Origin of the sequence: Mangrovibacterium diazotrophicum (genome assembly GCF_003610535.1) — a bacterium.
GTDB classification, from domain to species: Bacteria; Bacteroidota; Bacteroidia; order Bacteroidales; family Prolixibacteraceae; genus Mangrovibacterium; species Mangrovibacterium diazotrophicum.
Window position 1 is genome coordinate 1,629,224 of the sequence record NZ_RAPN01000001.1, and the last position, 22,808, is coordinate 1,652,031.

Annotated in this window: 13 protein-coding genes; all 13 read right to left on the reverse strand. The window is 45.2% G+C overall.

Annotated elements, in window-relative coordinates:
- Positions 1-44: 44 nt before the first annotated feature.
- Positions 45-2,774: a M16 family metallopeptidase gene (locus BC643_RS06275; RefSeq protein ID WP_120272285.1), complete on the reverse strand. Its 2,730-nt coding sequence runs from the start codon at positions 2,772-2,774 to the stop codon at positions 45-47.
- A gap of 116 nt (positions 2,775-2,890) precedes the next feature.
- Entirely contained in the window at positions 2,891-4,360 is a 1,470-nt protein-coding gene (locus tag BC643_RS06280) for a hypothetical protein (RefSeq protein WP_120272286.1), read from the reverse strand.
- 21 nt (positions 4,361-4,381) lie between these two features.
- Positions 4,382-5,473, reverse strand: coding sequence for a hypothetical protein (locus tag BC643_RS06285; RefSeq protein WP_147377153.1), 1,092 nt, complete (start codon positions 5,471-5,473; stop codon positions 4,382-4,384).
- A 35-nt stretch (positions 5,474-5,508) separates the two neighbouring features.
- Positions 5,509-6,960, reverse strand: a complete 1,452-nt coding sequence (locus BC643_RS06290; protein ID WP_170154478.1) for a RagB/SusD family nutrient uptake outer membrane protein — start codon at positions 6,958-6,960, stop codon at positions 5,509-5,511.
- 12 nt (positions 6,961-6,972) lie between these two features.
- The gene (locus tag BC643_RS06295; RefSeq protein WP_170154479.1) at positions 6,973-10,611 is read right to left on the reverse strand and encodes a SusC/RagA family TonB-linked outer membrane protein; all 3,639 of its coding nucleotides are present in this window, start codon (positions 10,609-10,611) and stop codon (positions 6,973-6,975) included.
- A gap of 144 nt (positions 10,612-10,755) precedes the next feature.
- On the reverse strand, positions 10,756-11,973 hold the full coding sequence (locus BC643_RS06300; protein WP_120272290.1) for a FecR family protein: 1,218 nt from the start codon (positions 11,971-11,973) through the stop codon (positions 10,756-10,758).
- Positions 11,974-12,063: 90 nt separating this feature from the next.
- Positions 12,064-12,621: an RNA polymerase sigma factor gene (locus BC643_RS06305; RefSeq protein WP_120272291.1), complete on the reverse strand. Its 558-nt coding sequence runs from the start codon at positions 12,619-12,621 to the stop codon at positions 12,064-12,066.
- 427 nt (positions 12,622-13,048) lie between these two features.
- On the reverse strand, positions 13,049-15,307 hold the full coding sequence (gene bglX / locus BC643_RS06310; RefSeq protein ID WP_120272292.1) for a beta-glucosidase BglX: 2,259 nt from the start codon (positions 15,305-15,307) through the stop codon (positions 13,049-13,051).
- Between the two features lie 30 nt (positions 15,308-15,337).
- On the reverse strand, positions 15,338-16,807 hold the full coding sequence (locus tag BC643_RS06315) for a glycoside hydrolase family 30 protein (protein WP_211337998.1): 1,470 nt from the start codon (positions 16,805-16,807) through the stop codon (positions 15,338-15,340).
- 188 nt (positions 16,808-16,995) lie between these two features.
- Positions 16,996-18,336 carry a DUF5125 domain-containing protein gene (locus tag BC643_RS06320; protein ID WP_245994873.1) on the reverse strand — a complete coding sequence of 447 codons (1,341 nt, stop codon included), beginning with the start codon at positions 18,334-18,336 and terminating at the stop codon, positions 16,996-16,998.
- A gap of 11 nt (positions 18,337-18,347) precedes the next feature.
- Entirely contained in the window at positions 18,348-19,844 is a 1,497-nt protein-coding gene (locus BC643_RS06325; RefSeq protein WP_120272294.1) for a glycoside hydrolase family 30 protein, read from the reverse strand.
- A gap of 3 nt (positions 19,845-19,847) precedes the next feature.
- Complete coding sequence (locus BC643_RS06330; protein WP_120272295.1) at positions 19,848-21,236, reverse strand: hypothetical protein; 1,389 nt, start codon at positions 21,234-21,236, stop codon at positions 19,848-19,850.
- A 33-nt stretch (positions 21,237-21,269) separates the two neighbouring features.
- Complete coding sequence (locus BC643_RS06335; RefSeq protein WP_120272296.1) at positions 21,270-22,808, reverse strand: RagB/SusD family nutrient uptake outer membrane protein; 1,539 nt, start codon at positions 22,806-22,808, stop codon at positions 21,270-21,272.

A 22,808-nucleotide genomic window follows, 5' to 3' on the forward strand; every position in this document is an offset into this window, starting at 1 on the left:
AACTGACTTCCGTCTCAATATTTTACTTTCTGTAAATTACGGGATTATCTTTCAGGCCAAAATGTTGTTCGAAAACAATGTTCTAAATCAATCATTTGATACAAACAAGATTCGAATTCCTTCTTTGACAGTTTCTTAATCATAGCGTCCAGTTCAGCCGGAGAATAAAGCTTGCCGTATTTGAAATAACTTTTCAGCCAGGCGTCCGAGATTCGATCATCTTCATAAAAGCTCATGACATACAAACTGCGCAACATCGCCCTGACTTTCGCGACATCAGTATCCGTCAACTCCTCCTTGCTTAGCGGTTTCAAAAGTTCATTCGCCATAATTTCATACGAGCGTTCGGCATTGGCCGTATCGGTCATATAGGCGAGGCGCAACATGCGTGAATTAACCGGATCAACCGAAATAGCCGAGCGTTTGCCAGTGGCGTAGACCATGCCGTATTTCTCGCGCAAAATCTTGACCATCCGCAGGTGTGCATGCTCCAAAGCCCCCTGCAGAACCAGTTCATCGCGCATCGTCAATTGGCGTGACGATGTTTTGTTGAACGCGTAAACAACCTTGGCCAAATCACGTTTCCAGCTTTCAATTTGGATTCCCGCCGAATCAACTGCAGCCGTGGTCGCTTCTTCTGCCATCGGCAACGGCGGGGTTGAAGCAACAAGGCTTCCGATATATTTCGAAACCAGCTCTTCCATATTTTCGGGCAAATCGCCTTCGATATAAATAATCGAATTGCTCAGGTTTTCTTTCAACAGGCGATCATATTGACACAATCGTTGCACGAGTTGATCGTCCCGCGCACTATCGGCCGTTGCTGGCGATTCGGAAGGATACTTTTTCGATTCATTCCGGCGATCCATCTTGTCCAAAAACTCCCGAACCGCTTCGTCTTCCGGATAGTTTGTTTCTGTCACCACCAGGTTGAAAACCTGAACCATTTGCTCCAGAAAATCCGATTTCCCACCGATACTCAATTCAAAATCCTGATCTTCGAAACCAACATTTTTGAACATCCTCATGCTCTGCTCCAACGAGTGGGCTTCCTTCGAATCGTACTTCCCATATGCTCCGTTTAATATTCGGATCGCTTTTCCGAAATATTCCCGGTCGGCCTCTGGCACCTGTTTCAACCCATTCTTTCCAATCAGTTTGATCTTTGCATTTTCATTCCCAGACCGGAAAAGCACAACTTTTACACCATTGGGGTACGAGAGCTCCACCAACTGATCGCCATCAAGTTGCCGCCTATTTTTGACCGGCACCAAGGGCTTTTCGGCAATCTGCACAGCCACAGGTTTCAATTCGCCCGTTATTGCAGCTCGCGGCCGTTCGAATACAAAAGGTTCGGTAACGATTGTATCCAGCTTGCTCAACCGCCCCAAAATATAATCCGCATTGAATTCCGGAGAACAGGCTGTTACTGTGCTATCGAACAGAATTGTCTTATTCAGCTCCAGCATCCGGCTGAGTGTTCGACTGAAATCGTCCGGGCTAAGCTCCTGAATCGCTCGTTGGGTTAACTCTTTCCGTTGATCACTATCCATCGGAATGTCGCCAGTCCGAAAATACTTATATACACTTCCTACTACGGCCGAGTTATCCAAACGGGCACGATTAAAATAATCCATGCGAAGTTTACTGTAATAGTTGATTTCGTCCTGCGAAAAGCCATGCTGCATGGCCTGTGCCAACACCCGGCAGAACTGATCCAAAACCGTTTCATAACTGGCGTCCGTCGCTAACTTCAGGCGAAAATTGTAGATCGAGTTGCCCGTGATCATCGATCCAATATTTACCGACGCGTTCGAAATGGAACCGGCCATTTCATTTTCCAATCTGCGCCCGAACATGTCGCACAATAATCCATCGATCAGATCCTGCTTAAACGCAGGGTAGTTGTCGATAACAACCGGTGCCGTTTTAAACAACACAGCCAGGGTAACATCGTCCGTTCTTGAGGATGAAGCTTTGCCACTAACAACTGTGGTCGAATTCACATCGAGGTACTTATTTCCGTTTTGGCTGGTATTTGCCGGAACGTCGCCAAAAATCTGTCTGATGGTCGTTTCGGCGAATTTCTGATCCATTTTTCCATAGACGATGACCGCCATATTTTCGGGCACATAATTGTCCTTGTAAAAGCGATACAACCCTTCGCTGGTTGCCGAACGAACCGACTCCTTTGTTCCCAACACATCGTGTCCTTCCAAACTTGTTCCCAACAGGTTAACGGAACCCGAGGTTGCCGAATTTCCACCGCGGTTAATCTCTTCAACGATGACTTTCTTTTCGTTTTCCAGCTCCTCCTCGTCCAGTTTCAGGTAAAACATCCAGTCTTTCAGTATCCCCAGGCTTCTGCTGAAATAATCTTTGTCGTTCTCGGGAATCGTCATAAAATACTGTGTATCCGTCTTCCCGGTAAACGCGTTATAATCGAGGGCAATGCGCATCCCCATCAACTCCATTTCTTCCAGACAGGCGCCTTTCGGGTAATGCTCACTCCCCTGAAACAACATGTGCTCGATGATATGCGCGTAGCCGTGTTGATCGGGCCGTTCCATGAAAGCACCAATATTAGTGTAAATTTTGACCACGACTTTTCCCGGATCACCGTTTGGTATGAGGTAGTAGGTCATTCCGTTGGCGAGTTTTCCAACTTCAATATTTTTAGGTAATGCTAACTGCTGTCCCATGGCCAAGCTTCCATTAAGTGCCAGGAGCAGCAATAAGCAAAATTTTTTGATTCCTGTTGTCACTGTTTTCATCACGTCTTCTGTTTTTTGGCTTCTAAAAATGCTTCTTCCACTTCATTCATAAAAAAGAAGGGACTGACAAAAGCCAGCCCCATCATCTTACATTCCTCTCTTAAGCATTGAGATTTCTATTCGTATAAGAACGTGTACGTCTCATTAGATCCGGCAGCCGGATAGCCACCGCCGATATACGTCTTAACAATCGATGTAATGTTACCATCGTTGTCGGTTTCGTACTGATAAACCGGAGTGTACAAATAGGCATATGAGCTGGCACCAACCGTTTCCAACGGAATATATTTGTTCCACAACAGATCACGATAAACGTTCAACATGATGGAATTATCCATGTAGAACTGCGGGAAGCCTTCAACGTAGGTTGGCATCAATACCGGGTCAAATTCAACAAACTGCTGACGACGAGAGCTGTTCTTGGCATAGGATGCTGACTGCCAGTATTCGCTGAAAATGGTCTCTCCTAAATTAAAGGGATCAGAATAAGTTACATCGGCAATTTGTTTTCCTTCGTAATAGAACTGCTCTACAGAACCATCTTCACGGTAAACAAAGCCATCAGCTAACACTTCAACATCAGACTCTGAGACTAGCTGGCCAAGATCATCATAATCAAATTCCTGCAACTCCAATGAAGCCAACTGCGTTGTTCCGTCTGTGTAGTAGAAACGGTAACGCTTGTCGTAAGAAAAAGTACCTGCAGTAGTCACCGATCTGTAAATGATCGAATCGAGCATACCTGCTTCATTGTAATAGAAGTTGTTTGTATACGACGAACCAGTTGGGAAAATGTATTCAAACCAACTCAGGCGATCTGTTCCTGCTTCATATTCCAGGTTGATGGTGTAGTTGATGCTGTTGTAGTTGGTATAATAAATCCGGTAAGGGTGTTTAATTTCGTCGGTTTTATGCAGGGTAATTTTTGTTGTTGAAACCTGACCGGTTTGATCGGCAATCACAATGTCGATCACATAGTCCTGCCCTATCTGCATATCACCGAGAAATACCAATTGCTTGAGGGTCATCTCGTAAATGGTCGTATCAACCGGGCTGAAGAAATACTGCTCTTCACCTTCAAATTGAATACTAATCGATTCCAGCGCATTCAAACCAGTTGATACCAAACCTTTCACGATATAAGCCGGAGCGGCTACCGCCAGGTTACTACCACCAACCAGTTTGATCTCGGGATACGACAGTCGTTTCACGCTGATGCGAATTCCCTGGTTGAAACTACGTGAATCGTTATCGATTACTTTTACAATGTAATTCAATACTGTGTCGTTTTCAAACTGAGTCAGGTCGACCTCGTAAGTAAACAGGAAGTTCTTCAAACCATTGAATTCGTTGATTTCCTCCAACACAGTATAGTCAACCGCATTGATCAATTCAATTACTTTCACACCGTTTGGTACTTCCATCTCCATCGAAATGTTGTAATAATCGGCCGTATCACGTCGCACTTCAACACGCTGATCAGCGATATCGAAACCGGGATCCGGGAAAGCAGGGTCGTCCTGGCACGACTGGAAACCCAATGCTCCAGCGACGCCAATCAATAGGATATATAAATATTTTTTCATGATAATTTCAGATTTTTACCGTTATTCCTCGCTGTTTAACACTTCCAAGTCCGGGTTCAGACTTTTAAAATCCACACCCCATGAGGTGAACAAATTGTACAGGGTACGCATGTTATCCTGAATGTTTGCCGGGAAAGCTGCAAGCTCGTCTGCATCGCGGTGCAACATTTCGTTGACATAACTGCGAACATCAGTTTCCAAATCAGCTACAAAGTCATAGGATGGTTTAAAGGCTTTGGTGTACTTTGTACTTGGACTGGTAGAATAGTCGTACACATTACCTAAGCCTGACGGAGAATTGTAAAAATATTGGGCATCAACAAACCCTTTTGAATAGACCCAATCCTTGTCGACAACATAAACCGTTGTTTCGTCATCGATTCCCATGTCTGTACGGTAAAGCGAATCCATTTCCTGATCGTAGTAAGCATCTTTACCTTCTGAGAATGACTCCGGAATCAGCGAGAACAGGTCATTCATCTCCATGACACGGTTAAAGAACACATAGAAATCGTCCAGAATATAGGCATCCAGATCGCGTTCCACTTCATCCGGATTGTACGCAATAACAAACGAATGGCTGTTGTACACCATCGACAAAGCACCGTAATAATAACGAGAACTTCTTGATTCAGACTCAATTAACGGATAGAGATATGTTTTACTTTCTGCGTAGATCGATTCTGCAATCAACACCTTCTTTGGGAATCTGGTGATCACTGTACTCGCCGGATCAAAACGCTGGAAGATCGCCGTATCTACGAAAGCAATCGCCGCGTTCACGTATTCTTCGTAATAGGCAACAGTATCCGGACTCATATTTCCCAGCGAGTCCAGGTAGATTGATTTGATCTCCGGAATTTCAACCGATCCCCACAAGGCCGAAACATCAGCTTCCTGGGCAGTATAGGCGAAATCCAGGGTATCATCATATTCGTACAGGACGCCCACGTTGAATTTCTCGTAAATATCCTTAACAGTCGCATTGGTCAAATCAACTTGTGAAGCAACGCGGTCAACATCAGCATAGGATGGTTCCAGGATATCTTCATCCTTTTGGCAAGAATACAGAATCCCCACCAACAGTATATATAAAATCCAATTCTTAGTCATAATCATTTACTTTTTTGGGTTACTGCTTTTACGCGTTACGGAATAATAATTTCTTCATCAATGGTTGGTATTTTTTCATACCGTTCATTATTCCGGATCAAAGGGTTGTTCTCACGTTCCTTCAGCGGAATTGGCAGCGTGTAGTTCGGATCGTCCGACAACAGCGTATAGGTCTCAGTTCCCAGTTTAGCACCACTGGCGTTGATTAATGTAAATACGTGTTTAATCTCGGGGCGGTTAGCCATACGGCGCAGGTCGAACCAGCGGTGATGATCTTCAAAACACAGTTCTTTCCGGCGATCAGTCAATACAAAGTCCAGTACTTCTGCAGCATCAGTCGGGTAAGATACCACCGACGGATCGCTGTAACGTACGGCATGTAGTGCTTTCATGTCGCTCACAGCGCTGGCAACATCGCCCATCTCGGCGTAAGCTTCAGCTCTGTTCAGGTAAGCCTCGCCAACACGCAGGTTTGCAAACCCAAGTGAAGTGTAGCTTCCCTTTTGATATTTTAGCGTGAAATAGTTGTATTTACCTGTACCATCGTCAATTGCATCAAAGAAGGCATCTTTCCGATTATCTTCGTCATCATACAAATTAATTAACTCCTTGCTGGCGTGGTACGAGTACTCCTGAACTTTACCAAACGAGTCGTAAAGTGAAAACACGGGATTCGTTGCATAGTATGAATAAAGAATTTCTTTGTTCGACGTGTCAACAAACGGGCTCGAAGCCGACACCTTCGACAAACTACCGCTGGCAATTACACGGCCTGCATATTCAATACATTCGCTCCATTCTTGTTGGTAAAGCTTCACTCGCGACATCAACAAGTCGCAGGCAGCAACACCCGGGTGCCAGATCGACGTTGTCAATCCACTTGCTTCCAACAGCTGGCGTGCTTCGGTCAAATCAGCCTCAATTAAGGCGTAACCTTCGGCTACGGTGTTACGGTTGTATGTTTCTTCAACACCAATATCGTCGCGCAACGGAACGCCCAAATCAACGTCGGCAGATGCAGCATTAAAAGGCTGTCCGTAGAGGTTCAACAGGTTGAAGTACGACAGTGCCCGAATGAAGTAGGCTTCACCTTTCACCTGATCGATTTCGGATTGCTCACCCATAGCATCGTCGATCAATTCGATGACGTAGTTTGCGATGGCAATATCTTCGTACATATACTGCCAGGCTTCATTGATGTAGGTTATTTCATTTCCTTCTTCATCAATTTCAATCTCGCGCTGCCAGGTATAAGTCGTTTTCTGGTCAAATTTATCCAAGGTAGTCATTTTCGAATCTTCGACCATATTGTCTGTCATGTAGTCGATTTGGTCAAAAATCGGATATTGATAGTTGAATTCGTTCAATAACAGGGCGGCGTAGTGATCCGTTTTTTCCGGCACCAACAAATCCTGATCAACTTCATCGAGGAAGCCGCTACACCCGAAAAACGGGACAAGGATTAATGTGTATAATAATTTTTTCATCATTCTCTTGTTTTAGAAAGTCATGTTTAAACTGAAACTGTAAGTTGGCAAGTTCGGCATACCAATACCGCTCACCTGATCCGGATCCTGGCCTTTCAATTTTTTGTCGAATGCCCAAACAGCCAGGTTACTTCCCTGCACGCCAAGGTTCAGGTTTTTAATTCCTGTTCCGTTCAATAGTTTCGTTGGAACATTGTAGTTCACCGAGATTGACTTCAAGCGGATATGGTCTGCGCTAACAGTTCTCACATCGCTGTAGTCGTACATCCACCAGGCATTTTTACCTTCCGGTACTGCATAACCATAGTTGGTTACATAAACCTTATCGTATCCGTCAGCCGCTGCTGTATTCGATCCGGTAAAAGTCATGTTGTTATCAGTTAATGCCGGAATGTCGGTGAAGTTTTCGTCGCCAGGTTGCTGCCATCTGTTGTTGAACTCGCTGTTCATATTTTGGTAGGGCAACGGCAAGCTTTGGTTTCCGTTGTAAAGTTTCAGCAAACGGGTTTTGTAACCCAATTTATAAGTGAAGTTGGCTGTCAAACTCAGGTTACCGTATCTCACCTGCGTTCCGAAACCACCGTAGTACAAGGGGACGCGACTTCCTTCGTAAACCAACATGGCTTCCAATTGCTCTTCACGAGTCATGTTCTCTTCAACCAGATGTTTGAAGGTTGGCAAACCTTCCGAGCTCAATCCGTCAAACTGGTACGAGAAGAATCCATTGGTCGGGAAGCCTTTGCGGTAAATAGAACCCGCCAGGTAATCCGTTGCTGTCAACGATTTTTCTGCTCCGTCTTCAAAACCTTCCAACACACGGTCGTGGTCGTAAGAGAAGTTGGCGTTCGTGCTCCAGGAGAATTTATTGTGTTTGATATTCACGGTACGAATACTGAATTCGTAGCTGCTTACATCTTTACTTCCCGAGTTGTAGTATTGAACTGAACTACCGTTAACCAGCGAAACCGGACGGCTTTGAATCAGGTCTGTACTTTTCGAGTATGCATAGTCAAACGCACCTGACACCCGGTTATCCAGAACACTGAAGTTCAACCCAAGGTTAAGCGTTTCCGTCTTTTCCCAACGCAGGTTAGCGTTCGGGAACTCCGACAAAGATGCTACGTTCTCCGGGTAATAAACTGAATTGAAACGTCCGTAGTCACTAATCAACAAATAAGGACTGGCTGACGGCATGGTTCCGCGAACCCCGTATGATGCACGAAGCGCCAGTTCACTGAACAATTGCATATCGTTCATGAACGATTCGTTGTGGATATTCCAACGGGTAGATGCCGACCAAGCCGGTTTGAATTTGTAACGTTCGTATTGTCCGAACGTATTTGAACCATCACTACGCATGTTGAAGTTGAAAACATAGCGATTGTCATACACATAGTTGGCAATACCAAAGAATGACAAGGAGTTTTTGGTCTTGTCCGTGATCGTTGGGTAAATAGAAACGCCACCGCTGTTAGTCAACCAGGCGAAAGCCGCATCGTAATCGTAGTTTGCAAAATCCAAGCCTCCAACCGATGTTGAACTAGATGGCTGATCCAGCGTGATAAATCCACGGCCCTGGTAGTGATTGTATCCGGGCACCGTGAAACCGGTAGCTCCCCAGTAGTTTACCGAACGGGCTTCCTGCCCCAGGTTCACGTTCAACACATGCTTCTCGCCAAAAACACGGTTGTAGTTCAACTGGTTGGTAATACCGTAAGTATCCTGGCTTACCATACCGCCTGAATAAATTCCTCCGAAAGGAACGTAACCGGCATCATCCGTATTTTCAGCGATCATATCTTCGAACTCGTCATAGGTACGAAGCTGAGCGATGTAATAGGTATCTTCTGTAATCCATTGTTCCGTTAAGTTGGTCGTGTTGCGATAACTTGCCAACGAAGTCAAACGGAAGTTTTTCAAAAAGTCCCAACGGATTTGGGCTGAAACCGCAAAATCTTTGTTGGTGATATTGCGCTCCGAGTTATCCAATTCACGCAAAATATTGTAGCGACCATACACGTCATTTCCGTAAATCGCTTTTTGCTGGTAGAAATATTCACCGTCCTGATCGTAGATCGGAACCGTGCGGGCAGTATAATAAGCTTCGTCAAATACGTTGATAGAAGTGTGGTTGTAAGTTGCTTTTTGAACCGAGCCACTCACTTTGAACTGCAACAAAATATTCTTTCTCAAATCCAGGTCGAGGTTTGAACGAGCTGTGATACGATTCAAGTCTACACCTTTCTCAGTACCTTGCTGATCATCGTAACCCATCGAGAAATAATACCGGGCAGTTTTGCTACCACCACTGGCGCTTACAGCATGTTGCTGACTGATAGAAGGACGGTACAATTCTCCGAACCAGTCGGTGTTCAAGGTTTCCAGGTACGAAACCTGATCCTGGAAAGCCTGGAAATCGTAAGTACCATCCCAGTAGTTCATTAAAGCACCTTCGTAGCCTAAGCGGTCAATGTTTTCGTAGTTCGAGCCGAAACCAAGGTTACGCTCGTACATTTCGCGCGAAACGGCGATACGATCTTTCGAGTTCATCAATTTAAAATCAGAATACTGCGGTGCTTGCACAACACTTAAACCACCGGAGTAAGAAATTGAAGCAGAACCTTCGTGGCCCCGTTTAGTCGTAACTACGATTACACCGTTGGCAGCGCGTGTACCGTAAATTGCAGTTGCCGACGCATCTTTCAATACGTCAATCTGTTCAATATCACTTGGGTTAATACCGGTTAAGGCATTACCGATCAGGTTGATATTATCGAAACTGTTGATTTCGTCAGCAGTCAAAGTCACCGGATCTTCGTAGATCACACCATCGATTACCCAAAGCGGGCTTTGGTTTCCGGTGAATGTACTACCACCGCGCACACGAACTTTTGTAGCAGCTCCCGGAGTTGCAGAGATGTTTGAAATCATCAAACCGGTTGCTTTACCTTCCAGCATTTGATCAACATTCAATGCACCAATCAGTTCCATGTCTTCCGCTTTAATAGTAGAAATAGAACTGGTCAGTTCGCGCTTGTCAATCACCTGGTAACCGGTCGCCACAACTTCGCCTACCTCGCGGATATCCTGCTGCATTTTGATATCAAATTCAACAACTTTTCCTTCTCCAATCGGAACTTCCTGAGTCACATAACCAATAAAAGAGAAAATCACAGCCTCCTTGCGTTCAGGAAGTATCAAGCGAAATTCACCATCCTGGTTTGTTGCTCCACCGAGGATACTGTTTTTGATGACAATGTGCACGCCGGGCAGGGGTTCGCCTGTTTCGGCATCCGAAACTTTACCCGAAATCGTCACTCGTGTGTCTTGTTGCGATTCCTGGTTGGAGTCACTCTTCGTCTTGATCACAATCACGTCATCAACCAGGGTGTAGGTGATATTGGTGCCCGAAAAAACTTCGTCCAATACCTCCTTTACGGTGACATCTGATTTACTCAGCGTGATCTCGCTCAGTTCCGACAGGTTATCTTCGTTGAAGAAGAAACTGTAATCACACTGTCGTTTGATCTCATCAAACAATTGAGATGCCGAAGCATCTTTTACATCCAAGGTCACCCTTTTGTTCTGCGAGTAGGTGCGAGCTGACACCGACATCGCAACGCAAAAAACAAGAATGAAAGTTAACCTCATAATACGCCACATTTTTTTTGGCACACCTGTAGCCAGGAGAGCCATAGGTAATCTCATTTTTTTCATAGATTTGTATTGCAATTAACTAATAAAGTATTCGTAACAGGATGCTTTTCGGGAAGGTGTGCCACCACCTTCCTTTTTTTATTTTGTTACGGTAAGTATTTTATCATCTGACATTTCCACATGCACAGAAGTCTCTGTTTCCAATATCTTAAGCAAACTATTCATGTTTTTATAGCGAGGTAAATCGCCTGTGAAGTGAATAGCCTTCACCGATTCATCTTCAATCTTAATTTGAACATCGTACCAGCGTGCAACTGTTTTCAACAGCGATTCCAGCGGTTCGTTGCGAAATACGAAACGACCGTCCTTCCAGGCAGTGTAAACATGCGTATCGACCTGGCTGATTTTTGCTGCCGAAGTTTCGGTGTTCAAAACCAGCTGATCGTTGGGCGCCAAATAGGTCACCTCAGTGCCTTTGTCCGAGTTCTTATATTCTACTTTTACTTTTCCTTCAACCAGGGTAGTTACAATACTCTCATCGTCAGAGTACGCCGACACATCAAATTGCGTGCCCAAAACCTCAATTGTCTGAGACGGAGTCGATACGGTAAACGGTTTGTCCTTGTTGTGGGCAACTTCGAAATAGGCTTCCCCTTTCAGATTTACATGACGCTCGTTAGGTGAAAAAGGCACCGTATAGGTCAATTCCGACTCAGAGTTCAGCCAAACCCGGCTGCCATCAGGCAACACCAACTGGTACTCGCCACCGCGAGGAATGCTCAGGCGGTTTGTTACATATTTAGCCTTTGCCGCTGTCTCTTTATTTTCGGCTACCTGGCTGTCGTTGTAAACCAGCACGCCTTCGTTGTTCTCGATCTTTACATCTCCTTCGTCGATTGACTTGGCGTCTGCTGCTTTAAGGTCGATCACCTGCCCGTTATCCAAAAACAACTGCGCATTTTTCGATCCGGGCTCGATGCTCACTTCTGCCAATGCCAGCTTTTGCGGCTTTTCAGTAGTCAACTTCCAAACAATACCGATACTCACAGCCAACACCAACATCGCTGCAACAGCAGAAACTGTCCGGATAATATTAAGACGGATTACCTTCTTCCGGGTTGTCGTTCGCTGCATCCGGTTTAAGTACATTGTCCATTGCGTCGAAACATCCAAATTGTCCATTTGCTTGTTCCACGCATCAAACGCCCCGGGTTGAAGAATATCAGCTTCAACTTTCCGGTTATCGCCCGCTTCTTCCCATTTTTGCAAATCTCGCAGTTGCTCTTCAGTAAGCATTCCCAGCATTTTTCGAGCAAGTAATCCTGCGATCTTTATTTGTTCCTTTACTTTTGTCATCACACGATCAGGTTAACTAACAATTTGAGACCTTTTGCATGTAAGACCGAAACAACCGCAAAGGCGGGTGACAAGAAATGTAAATATTTTTTAACGGAAGTTAATGAGATTGAAATAAAGGATCATAATCAACTCATCATCAAGCATATCCCGAAGTGAACGATAGGCTCTTTTTTTTACAGTTTTTACCGTATTAATTGTAATCCCCATTTGATCGGCGATGTCCTGGTTGGAAAACCCCTGTAACATGAGGTTCATAACCTCAACGGCCTGCGGCGATAGCTCACTGATGGCGTATCGAAGTATTTGGTAAGTTTCTTCGCGAAGAAGCTCGTTTAGAAACTCTTTTTCAGGAAGATGCAGAGCGGCATCCACCGACGAATTCTGGACCTTGTTTTCCTTTTGAATGAGATTCAGACAGGCATTTTTGACCAAAACATACAAATAAGCACGCAAAGCATGCTCACTGCTAAACTCCTCCTGATCTTTCTCCCAAAGTTTTACAAAAGCATCCTGGGCTACGTCCTTGCCCTTGTCCTCGTCCTTTAATATCCGGGAAGCCAACATGCACATAGGCGGAAACAGGCGTTCAAACATTTGCTTAAACTCCTGGCTATCATATGCTATAACTTTACCGGATACTTTCATAAACGAACATCAAACAATCTCCAATCTTCAATTCTTATAAAATCAAAAACATCAGAAATTGTTTTCAATTGGATTATTTATTCGAACGCGAAGATAATATTTACGAAACTACCTGCAATTTGAGATAAAAAAATAAAACCTGCCACCGGAAACGATACATATTTCTGCAAAAGCTTTCAAAATGTTGGAAAATTGTGCAAACGATTCGTGTAAAATACAGAGCCCATTAACCATCCGGTTTCACCAATAAAGAGCAAATCGTGATTCTCAACTTTAATAGTTTAGAAAAAGAGCTCTGACATCGGCGACATCAGAGCTCTTTCATTTTTATGCAAAATTAACACCTCTCCTTTTAACGAAAAACGACCACCCCGAATCGGAAGAATCGGGCATGGTCGTTTCGGGAAGGTTTGTTGGTATTGATCGGTTATTTCAATTCAAATGAAGTGTGTAATCCTTCGGCCGAACTCGGTCCTACCCAAAGATCGAAGTCGCCGGGCTCCGCCAAAAATTTGCCTTCGCCGTTGTAAAAGCCAAGTTCTTTTTGTGTAAGCACAAAGCTTACCGCAATTGTCTCCCCTGCCTTTATCATTCTTTTCTCAAAGCCTTTCAACTCTTTTACCGGCCGCACAATGCTGGCTACCCGATCCCGGATGTAAAGCTGCACGACTTCCTCGCCGTCAACTGCGCTCACATTGCTCACCTGAACGGTTACCTCAAATTTACCGGGTTCAACTTCGTGAACTTCCAGGCCTGAATATTCAAACGTTGAATAGCTCAAACCAAATCCGAAAGGATACAGCGGAATATAAGACTCGTCCATGTAATGCGGCCAAAAGACCTCTGTTTTGGGGCCGGGGCGACCGGTATTGAAATGGTTGTAGTAAACAGGGATGTGTGCCGAACTTCGCGGAAATGTCATCGGCAATTTTCCCGACGGGTTGTAGTCGCCGAACAGTACCTGCGCCAAAGCATTGCCTGTCTCGGTTCCCAATTGCCAGGCCTCAACAATCGCAGGAATATGATTATGCGCCCACTCGATGGTCAGGGGACGGCCATTCATCAGCACCAGAACAATGTTCGGATTAACCTTGTAAACCGCCTCCAGTAATTCTTCCTGCAAACCCGGCAAACCCAGGTCGGCTCTGGAGCGGGCTTCGCCTGTTTGCAAACCATTTTCGCCAAGCACCATCACCACGACTTCCGATTGTTTGGCCAGATTGATGGCTTCGGCAAACTTGCTCCGATCGGTCGTATTAATCTCCAGTTCGGTTGCGAAAGCTTCCGGGCCGGTCACTAGCTTGACGCCTTCTGCATATTTCAGATCAGCGTTGTATTTCTCCAGACCTTCCAAAACCGAAACGGCTGTATTTTCGTCACCAGCCATGCGCCAGTTGCCCAACGGACTGTTCTTGTCGTTGGCCAGCGTTCCGATAATGGCCAGTTTCTTTTGTGTTTTCGACAAAGGCAACAAGCCGTTTTCATTCTTCAGCAGAACAATCGACTTTTTTGCCATGTCCAAAGCCGCAGCCAAATGATCGGGGCTATAAATCTCTTTTTTCTCGCGCTCCTCGCTGCAATAGCGATAAGGATCGTCAAACAAACCAAGCTCGTATTTCACGCGGAGGATACGCCGAACCGCATCATCCACAACACTTTCTTTTACTTTACCGGCTTTCACCACATCAACCAAATGCAAAACGTATGCATAAGATTCCATGTCCATATCCGACCCGGCGTTTGCAGCCAGCTCAGCCACCTGCTCCAAATCCCTGGCATAGCCATGATTAATCATCTCGGCGCCGCTGCTCCAGTCGCTCACCACAAAACCGGTAAAGTCCCAATCACCTTTCAGCACATCCCGCAACAAAAAACTGTTGCCCGTAGATGGCACGCCGTTGATAATATTGAACGCATTCATAAACGTTCGCACATTAGCTTCTTCCACCGCCGCTTTGAACGGCGGAAAAATAACATTGTACAAAGTCGTGCTGCTCACATCCACCGTGTTGTAGTCGCGACCGCCCTCAACAAAACCGTAGCCGGCCCAGTGTTTGGCGCAGGCTGCAATTGTATTGTCAGCACTCAGGTCGTCTCCCTGAAAACCTTTCACACGGGCTATGGCAATCTTGCTTCCGAGGAAAGGATCTTCCCCGGCACCTTCCATCACACGCCCCCAACGAGGATCATGTGACACATCCACCATTGGGGCGAAGGTCCAGTTTAGCCCCTCGGCCGAAGCTTCGATGGCTGCAACGCGAGCCGATTTCTCGATTGCCTGAAGATCCCAGCTGGCAGATTCTGCCAACGGAATCGGCGAAAGTGTTTTATGCCCGTGGATAACATCGAAGCCAAAAATCATCGGGATTCCCAAACGGGAACTGTCCACCGCCAGCTGCTGCATCTTGCGCACATTCTCAACGCCTCTCACGTTCAGCATCGAACCAACCAGCCCTTGTTTGATGTGTTCGTACTTGTTTTTGGCGTTCCCTTCCGACGGCGCCGGGCCTGTCAGATCGTAAAAACCAGTGTACTGGTTCATCTGTCCAACTTTCTCTTCCAAAGTCATTTTCGACAACAACTCCGTTATTTTCCGGTCGATATCGTCAACCGGCTTTTGCTGCTGTTGTTGACAAGCCGAAAAAAGTAGGAGAATAGCCGCTCCTGCAAATATTTGTCTAATCATCGTTTCCAATTTTGTCGTTCGTCTGTTCTTTTAATAAATCAAAGTTTGAATGGCATGTGCCGGAATTTCCAAAACCGCCTCGTAGCCATCAACCAGCAAACTGAATTTTTCGTCATGTTCTGACTTGTTCATCACGATGGTCGTAATTTTTCCTTCCGAGTCGACAAACGAAGTGCTCAACAACGAAGAGTAGCTCGTGGCTGTGCTCACGCGTTTTGCGCCGGGATGAACAAACTTCGAGAAGTGCCCGATAAAATAGTAGGAAGGCGTGTAGATTAACTCGCCTGTTTTCGTATCGGCATGAATTGGCGCAAAACAGAAATTGCCAACGTGGTTCGGGCCTCCGTTCTCGTCCAACAGGATGTTCCAGTCCGTCCACCCAACCGCGCCGTTGTTGAAATCGTTGATCATCGATTCGCCGTAGCGTTCCCCGTTCGACCAACGCTGGTAAGCATCGGCACTGAAACGTTCGTTACAGCCTTCGGTAAACATCAAATTCACATGCGGGAATTCCTCATGTACCTTCTGCAGGTTGCGCCACATCGCGTCTCCACCACGCCAGGTTTCGTACCAGTGAAAACCGACGCCCCAAACATATTTGGCCGCTTCCGGATCGTTCAAAATAGTATTCGCCCGGTCAACAATCAAATCACGATTGTGGTCCCAAACAATGATTTTCTTATCACCCATTCCGGCTTTTTGCATTGTTGGCCCCAGGTAGTTTTTCAGGAAATCGCGCTCGTCGGCTGCCGTATATACGCATGACTCCCAGGTTTGCACTGCCATGGGCTCGTTCTGAATGGTCAATCCCCAAATCGGGATGCCCGCTTTTTCATATTCCTGTATAAACTTCAGGTAGTAATTGGCCCAGGCCTGGTAGTATTCGGGCAACAATTTGCCACCGCGCAGCATGTTATTATTGTCTTTCATAAAGGCAGGCGGGCTCCAGGGACTGACAAACAAAGTCATCTGCTCCCCTGCTTCAGCCATCGCCCGTTTAATCATCGGAATCCGGAATTGTTGGTCGTGCTCAATCGAGAAGGTTTTCAAGTCCTTGTCGCCCTCTTCAATATAGGTATAACTGGCACTGCTAAAATCGCAGCTGTTGATGTGCGTGCGCATCAACGAATAGTCAATTCCTTCCTTCCCGTAATAAGCATCCAAAAACTCTTGTTGCTTTTCGTCGGAAAGCTTGGCAAAAACCTCTGCAGAAGCATCGGTTATAGCACCGCCAATCCCCAAAACCGACTGAAATGTTTTTGCCGGATTTACAAAAATGGAAAGGCCGGTTTCCAATGGCTGTTCAGCTTTAGAAAAGTTCTGTTCTCCAGTTCTGGTTAGCCTGAGGTACGAATCTTTTGCACTGGTGTAAATTTCAACTTTCCTTCCCTCACCCGCAAAATTCGAGTTAAATGCAGGCTTCTCCTGCTGCTTTTTCGAAGACGATGCACAACAGTACATCATCGCCCCTGCAAAAAAAATGAATATTTTTCTTTTCATAGATAGGTAGTTCTTAATGCTTTATTTTATTCCCAAACAAAGCTCCGACTTCACCAGCCTGCAATAGCTGGCGTTGATGAATGGTTTCACCTTACAATGAAGGATACTTTTGAAGTTTATTGTAAGAAACAAAGGCCGTGCATCGCTTAAGTTGCAGATACACGACCTTTGTACTCTCCCTTTTCTAACTATTGTTTGATAACTGTCAGCACAGCCTGATCAATACCTGCTGATACATCAACCGTAAAGACATAGGTCGCGCCAGTTTCTAACGTCACTCCGGACACTAACCCGAGGTTACCGCTATCGCGTCCATTGGTACCGTCGCCGACAAATACTAGATCGCTGCTTGTGGAGATCGTCGTACTTCCGAATTCACCACCCCAACCTTTTTGGTGGAAAAACTTGAAGTTAATTGCATCGGTACTGATGTTTTGACCTCCAACAACAGTCAACTGATATTTTTGGTCAGCAATTGGAGCCATACACAAAGCGTTATCGGTATTCCAGCCCACTACGTTATCGGTTAACGATGGCTTACCAACATTGTCGCCAATAACCCAGATCGCTCCGGTTCCATCCGAATTAAGCGAAGCAACTGAACTACCGTCTAACACTTCAACTCTGAAATATTTCAGTTTCAAATTAGCCGAAATACGGTATTTACCGGTAATGGGAACAAAGGTATACACACCGTCTTCCTGTTTTGTCAGGTAATCAGCATCAATCCACCAGTCTGCAATATCATCTAAACCGTCAATGGTCAATATTTGTCCCTGGGTCAGGTCAACATCAATCTGATAATTCTCTTTATCAACCATTTCCATGTTTACGCCGTCAACGAGGATTTCGAAAAAAGGAGCAGCTTCATAAGTCAATATATTGAATGTCACTGAGTAGGTACCTCCAACCGGACTTACAAACGGAATTTCAGTTGTAATACCCTCGGTAACAGCCCCAGACTCCCATCCGAAAACGATTTCGGTACCTTTATCATCGAGCACCGGAGTTTTAATATATGCAGGAAGATCTGTTGACGGGAAAGCTGCAGTTGCAGCATACTCGTTTGCCTCCCCGGTAGGCAACATCGGATACGAAGCATCAGCTGTAACCAATATCAAATAGGGATATTGAGCGCGCGTAATTGGCACATCGAAGGTTTGAGTCGCTTGTTTAAGTGTTGTGTTCGTCAAAACGAATTCCAAGGTGGCTGTTCCGTCAGGAATGTCTTTGGAAAAGGGCACTTCAATTGTACCTGAGTATTCCCCGTCTTCTTTCGTACGGATAGTCGTTCGTTCCACTTCTTCTTCTCCAAAATAAAGAATGGCCGCAAGGGTTGACAGAGAAAGTTCGTCGCTTACGCTAACGGTAAACGGCACTACATCGCCAAAATGAACATCGGCGAACTGGTCATCAACTGTCAGAACCGGATTTCCGGATTGTTGGATTTCGCTTACTTCATCGTCGGTACACGCGTTGAAGGCAACTAAACCCATGAACATAAGTATTAAATATTTAAAGTTTTTCATTGTATTCGTTTTTATTTTTTCCATTGATATGAAATAACAGATTCGGCGGGCACTTCATACGCGAAGTGATGCGTACCATCGTCGAGGGTAATCAGCTGAGATGTTGACGAACTGTTGAGAAGAACCACGGCATAGGTTCCATCGGTATTCTCGAAGGCCGCCATGGTAAAGTCACTATCCGAAAAGCCTGATGTTCCGATACGCACTGCTCCTGGTTTCACGACAGATGACAAGTGCCCAATGATGTAATAGTGGGAGTTACGTGTAATGGACGAATAATTAGAGCGATCAATATCGACAGCTCCGTAACAGGTTTGACAACCCCCATCGCGATTTGGCCCACGTTCGCTATCCAGCATCAGGTTCCAAACGATTACGCCTTTACACCAGTTATTAACGGTACCCAAAGCAACCTCGCGCATGTCCTCTATCAGCCGTACTTCCAGATTATGACCATCATTCCAAGTTCCGATTGACGTTTCGGTAAAAAGGAGTTCCCGATCAGGTGCCTTATCGTGAATATCCACCAATTCAGATTTATCGCCTCCGTAATTGTGATAAGCGGCACCAGCTACCAAGTCATCATCCATACCTGCATCATAAATCTGCACCGGGTAATCGTTCTGATCAGCCATATTATCGTAGTTATAGTTGTGGTCAAACAGATAGATCTTTGTCGACAAGGACGCAGATTTCAACGCCGGCACCAGGTGGTCTTTAACGAATTCGTACTGCTCGACCCAACCCATAAATAGAGAAGCTGAATTGCCTCGATTTAATGGTTCATTTTGTGGAGTTACAGAATAAATCGGAATGCCCTGCTCGGTGAAAGCTTGAATCCATTTCACAAAATAAGTGGCATAATCATCATAATAAGCAGGGTTCAATTGCCCACTTGTCCACGAGTTGTAAGCTTGCAAATCGCTTAGATTATTCACCTTCATCCAGCGCGGGCATGTCCAGGGTGAACCAAGGATTTTGAGCGACGGGTTAATCGCCAGAATCTCCTTCAGTATCGGTATAACGTAATTATTTTCTTCGGAAGTTAAACCGAAATTCTCAATTCCCGGAGTATCACAACAAGTGTACTCGCTTAACGAAAAGTCGGAACAGCCAATAGAAATACGAGCATAACTATAGCCCATTCCATCGGTGGAAGAGAAAGTCTCCGTCAGAAATTTTGTGCGGTTTGCCTGCGTCATTTTCATCAGGTTGTAGCAGGTTGAACCCGTTATGGCTGCTCCAAAACCATCCATTGTCTGGTAACGCGTAGCAGGTTCCAGTTTAATGGTTGTCGGCGACATGTTACTCTTGCTGCTGAAGTCAACCGTAGTTTTCTCAAAGTCCCGGGTCCGAGTGGCGTTTGTCACGTAAATAGTTACATCACCCGCCTCTGTTACCGGAACATCTCCTCCGGAGTTATCGTCATCACTTGCCTTACTACACGAACCAAAACTCGTGAGTAATAGGGATAGAAATAATATTTTTAAATTGAGTAATACCTTCATCTTTTAGAGTGTTACTTTTTCAATGTTCACCGTATTCGTATTCAGATCAATTGTAAACCGGTAGTTTGCGGATTCAGTTCCGGAATCACTGGCAATGGTCCAGTCGTTATCTCCGGTAATAATCTGTTCACCGGTAAAGGTGAAACTACCGGCTTTCTTCTCGTTACCCCACCCTGTATTTTCAAATGGTTTGAATCCGGCATAATTATCGTGGTCGCCCGGAGTGAAGAAAGTTCCCTGGTAGACACCACTACTGATCTGTCGAAGCAGCACATAATTCAGTACGTTTCCAAATCCCCAGCTGGTATGTACTTTATGGTGTCCGCTGTATACAGCACCAATCTCGTCAGAGCTGACGTTGGTTGGGTACCCTAATCCGTAACCGCAGGCCAGCAGGTATTCCGGATATGCAGGATTATCGACACCCACTATTATATTTTTGCGAACCGAATTGTAATAAATGGTGTACTCGCCGGTTTCGCCAAGGAAAGTTACCTGCGAATCTGAAATACGTTCAAAAAAATCGGGATTATAAATATTAAGCGGATCACCCAAACTGCCGAACACGGTATAGGTTTTTCCATTCTCCAAGGTACGTGTCAGCGCCATTAGCGTTTCGCCATCTGCATCCACATCGGAAAAAGCTGTTAGTGATATGTCATCGGCACCCAATGTGCTTCCGGTAGTAGTTATTTCGAATGAATAGCTGTCAAAAACAAAACCCTTTGTGTAATCGGCGTCCGCCGTGTAAACAAATCCGGACTCGCCGTCCTCCGCGATCATCTCCAGCTTGCCGTTCACATTACCAAACACATCACCGCTGTAATCAATGGTGTTGTCGTCATTCAGTTTCTCGGCGATTTTGAAACTTATTGTTGGATCCAACGTGAGATTGTCTCCTTCAAATTGGTATTCATCAGAGGAAAGAGGACTCAACACTGCGACTGTGCCATTGTCTGTTACCAAGTATAGCTGACTATAAGCCGGACGGTTTCCTGTCAGTCCTTCAACTTGATACGAGGCAGCCCCATTCAGTACGTTTGTAACAACAATGTTTACAACCACATCCGCGTTATCAGTTTCGTCCTTAACCAGGGGAACAAAGAACGTTTCCGATGAATCGTAACTATCGCCGCTAAGCGGTATTTCGCCCGTCGTGAGAACCCGACCGGATGAAACCACTTCATATGTCAGCGTTGTGAGCGTTGTTGCAGGATCTATGATTTGAGCATCGAGCGTAATTGAATCACCAAAGGTAAAAGTGGTGGGACTAATCGTTGCCGACTCAATAACAGGGGTGGACTCCTTTCGGGGACCAAACTCGTCTTCGCAAGAAATAAACATTGCGAAAATTCCCACTGCCAAAATGAAAAATCTATATATTGAATTCATACTTGTCTTTTTATATGCGTTTACTTTCAATAATTAATAACCAGGATTTTGAACGAGATTCGGGTTCTGATCGATCACGTCCTGCGGAATGGGTAAAATGTATGACAGACTGGTAAACGGATAGACTTGAGCTGGTCGGCCTTCATCTTTACTGAAAACAGCATTCATCACCTCTTCTACTTTGTCCAGACGCACCAAATCAAACCAGCGTTGACCTTCAAATGCCAATTCAAGTCTCCGTTCTTTCAGGTATGCTTGTGTAATGGCTTCCTCGCTGGCACTTGCCGAGGAAGGGAGGTTACTCAACCCGGCTCGGTTACGCGTTTGATTAATAATTGCCGCTGCTGCGGAATATTCACCTTTACCAATTAAAGCCTCGGCTTTCAGTAATAAAATATCGGCGTAGCGCAATTTGATGATACTATTGTAGGCACTGCGGCATTTGTACATAAAGGCATAGTTATCAGCCGGGTAATAGATATTCCAATCGCATTGGTAAAAAACAACAGACTGCTCATAGCGTGTGTCTCCCACTTCGCTGTTAAACGCCTTAATTAAATCGCGCGAAGGTGTAATCCATTTAACCCAGGTAAAATAGAAGGTCCAATCGTTCAACTCACGACCAAACATCCAGGTTACCCAGTTGGTATTTCCGGTGAAGTACTGTGCCTCATAAATCGTTTCAACGGTATTACGGGCCTGGGCGTCGATGGCTTTGTTGGTTTGCGATGCAGGCAAACTGGGATCGGTTAGCTGAACGCCAAACAAATCGCTAAAATCCGAAACGAGTTGAAACCCATCAGCAGTTAGTTCGTCAGCATACTGAATGACCTTGTCGTAGTCGCGCAAGGGTTTTTCGGCATATACTTTGGCCAGCATCGCGCGGGCAACCGATTTCGAGAGCTGCGTTTTATCCTGGGAATTATTATCAGGTGCATATTCCAGGCCTTCCAGCAAATCGGTTTCAATTTGTTGGTAAATCGTGAGTGCATCAGTTTGCGGAGGGAAATAGGCCGGATAAACATCAACTATTGTTTCTGAGGTAATATCACCTGCGGTTGTTAAAACTAAAGGAACATTCCCCCAAATTCGAACCATATCAAAGTATACCATGGCCCGAAGTATCTTGGCTTCAGCTTTATATTGTTGTCTTTCAGTCTCGGTTAACGTTGCATCATCCACGTCATCAATATAGTTTATCAGCTTGTTTGCCTGTGCTACATTGCTCATGTGGGCATTCCAGTCGCGTTTTAAATTGGTATTCGAACCTTCGATGGAGTTTACTTCGAATGGAGTGGTTTCTGAACTGGGTGCACCGGCATAAGCGTTATCTGAATGAGACTCAGCCAAAAGTAACATGTCCAGATACCAGTGCTCTTGTCCGTTTTTAAAAAGGTCGAGAAGTGTCTGGCGGTGCAACAATACAGCTGCTTTATCTTTAAATACTGCTTGTAGGCTGTCCTGACTTACTCCTTCGGTTACATCTGAATAAGTATCAATCGGATCGTAATCAAGCGAGCAGGCAGCAAAAAGACAGGCAGTTAGGATAGAAAAAATATATCTTGTTTTCAT

Bases quoted from the DNA above. Each gene is read 5' to 3' on its own strand.
- BC643_RS06275 (WP_120272285.1), bottom strand. From the start codon at position 2,774: ATGAAAACAGTGACAACAGGAATCAAAAAATTTTGCTTATTGCTGCTC.
- BC643_RS06280 (WP_120272286.1), bottom strand. From the start codon at position 4,360: ATGAAAAAATATTTATATATCCTATTGATTGGCGTCGCTGGAGCATTG.
- BC643_RS06285 (WP_147377153.1), bottom strand. From the start codon at position 5,473: ATGACTAAGAATTGGATTTTATATATACTGTTGGTGGGGATTCTGTAT.
- BC643_RS06290 (WP_170154478.1), bottom strand. From the start codon at position 6,960: ATGAAAAAATTATTATACACATTAATCCTTGTCCCGTTTTTCGGGTGT.
- BC643_RS06295 (WP_170154479.1), bottom strand. From the start codon at position 10,611: ATGAGGTTAACTTTCATTCTTGTTTTTTGCGTTGCGATGTCGGTGTCA.
- BC643_RS06300 (WP_120272290.1), bottom strand. From the start codon at position 11,973: ATGACAAAAGTAAAGGAACAAATAAAGATCGCAGGATTACTTGCTCGA.
- BC643_RS06305 (WP_120272291.1), bottom strand. From the start codon at position 12,621: ATGAAAGTATCCGGTAAAGTTATAGCATATGATAGCCAGGAGTTTAAG.
- bglX (WP_120272292.1), bottom strand. From the start codon at position 15,307: ATGATTAGACAAATATTTGCAGGAGCGGCTATTCTCCTACTTTTTTCG.
- BC643_RS06315 (WP_211337998.1), bottom strand. From the start codon at position 16,807: ATGAAAAGAAAAATATTCATTTTTTTTGCAGGGGCGATGATGTACTGT.
- BC643_RS06320 (WP_245994873.1), bottom strand. From the start codon at position 18,336: ATGAAAAACTTTAAATATTTAATACTTATGTTCATGGGTTTAGTTGCC.
- BC643_RS06325 (WP_120272294.1), bottom strand. From the start codon at position 19,844: ATGAAGGTATTACTCAATTTAAAAATATTATTTCTATCCCTATTACTC.
- BC643_RS06330 (WP_120272295.1), bottom strand. From the start codon at position 21,236: ATGAATTCAATATATAGATTTTTCATTTTGGCAGTGGGAATTTTCGCA.
- BC643_RS06335 (WP_120272296.1), bottom strand. From the start codon at position 22,808: ATGAAAACAAGATATATTTTTTCTATCCTAACTGCCTGTCTTTTTGCT.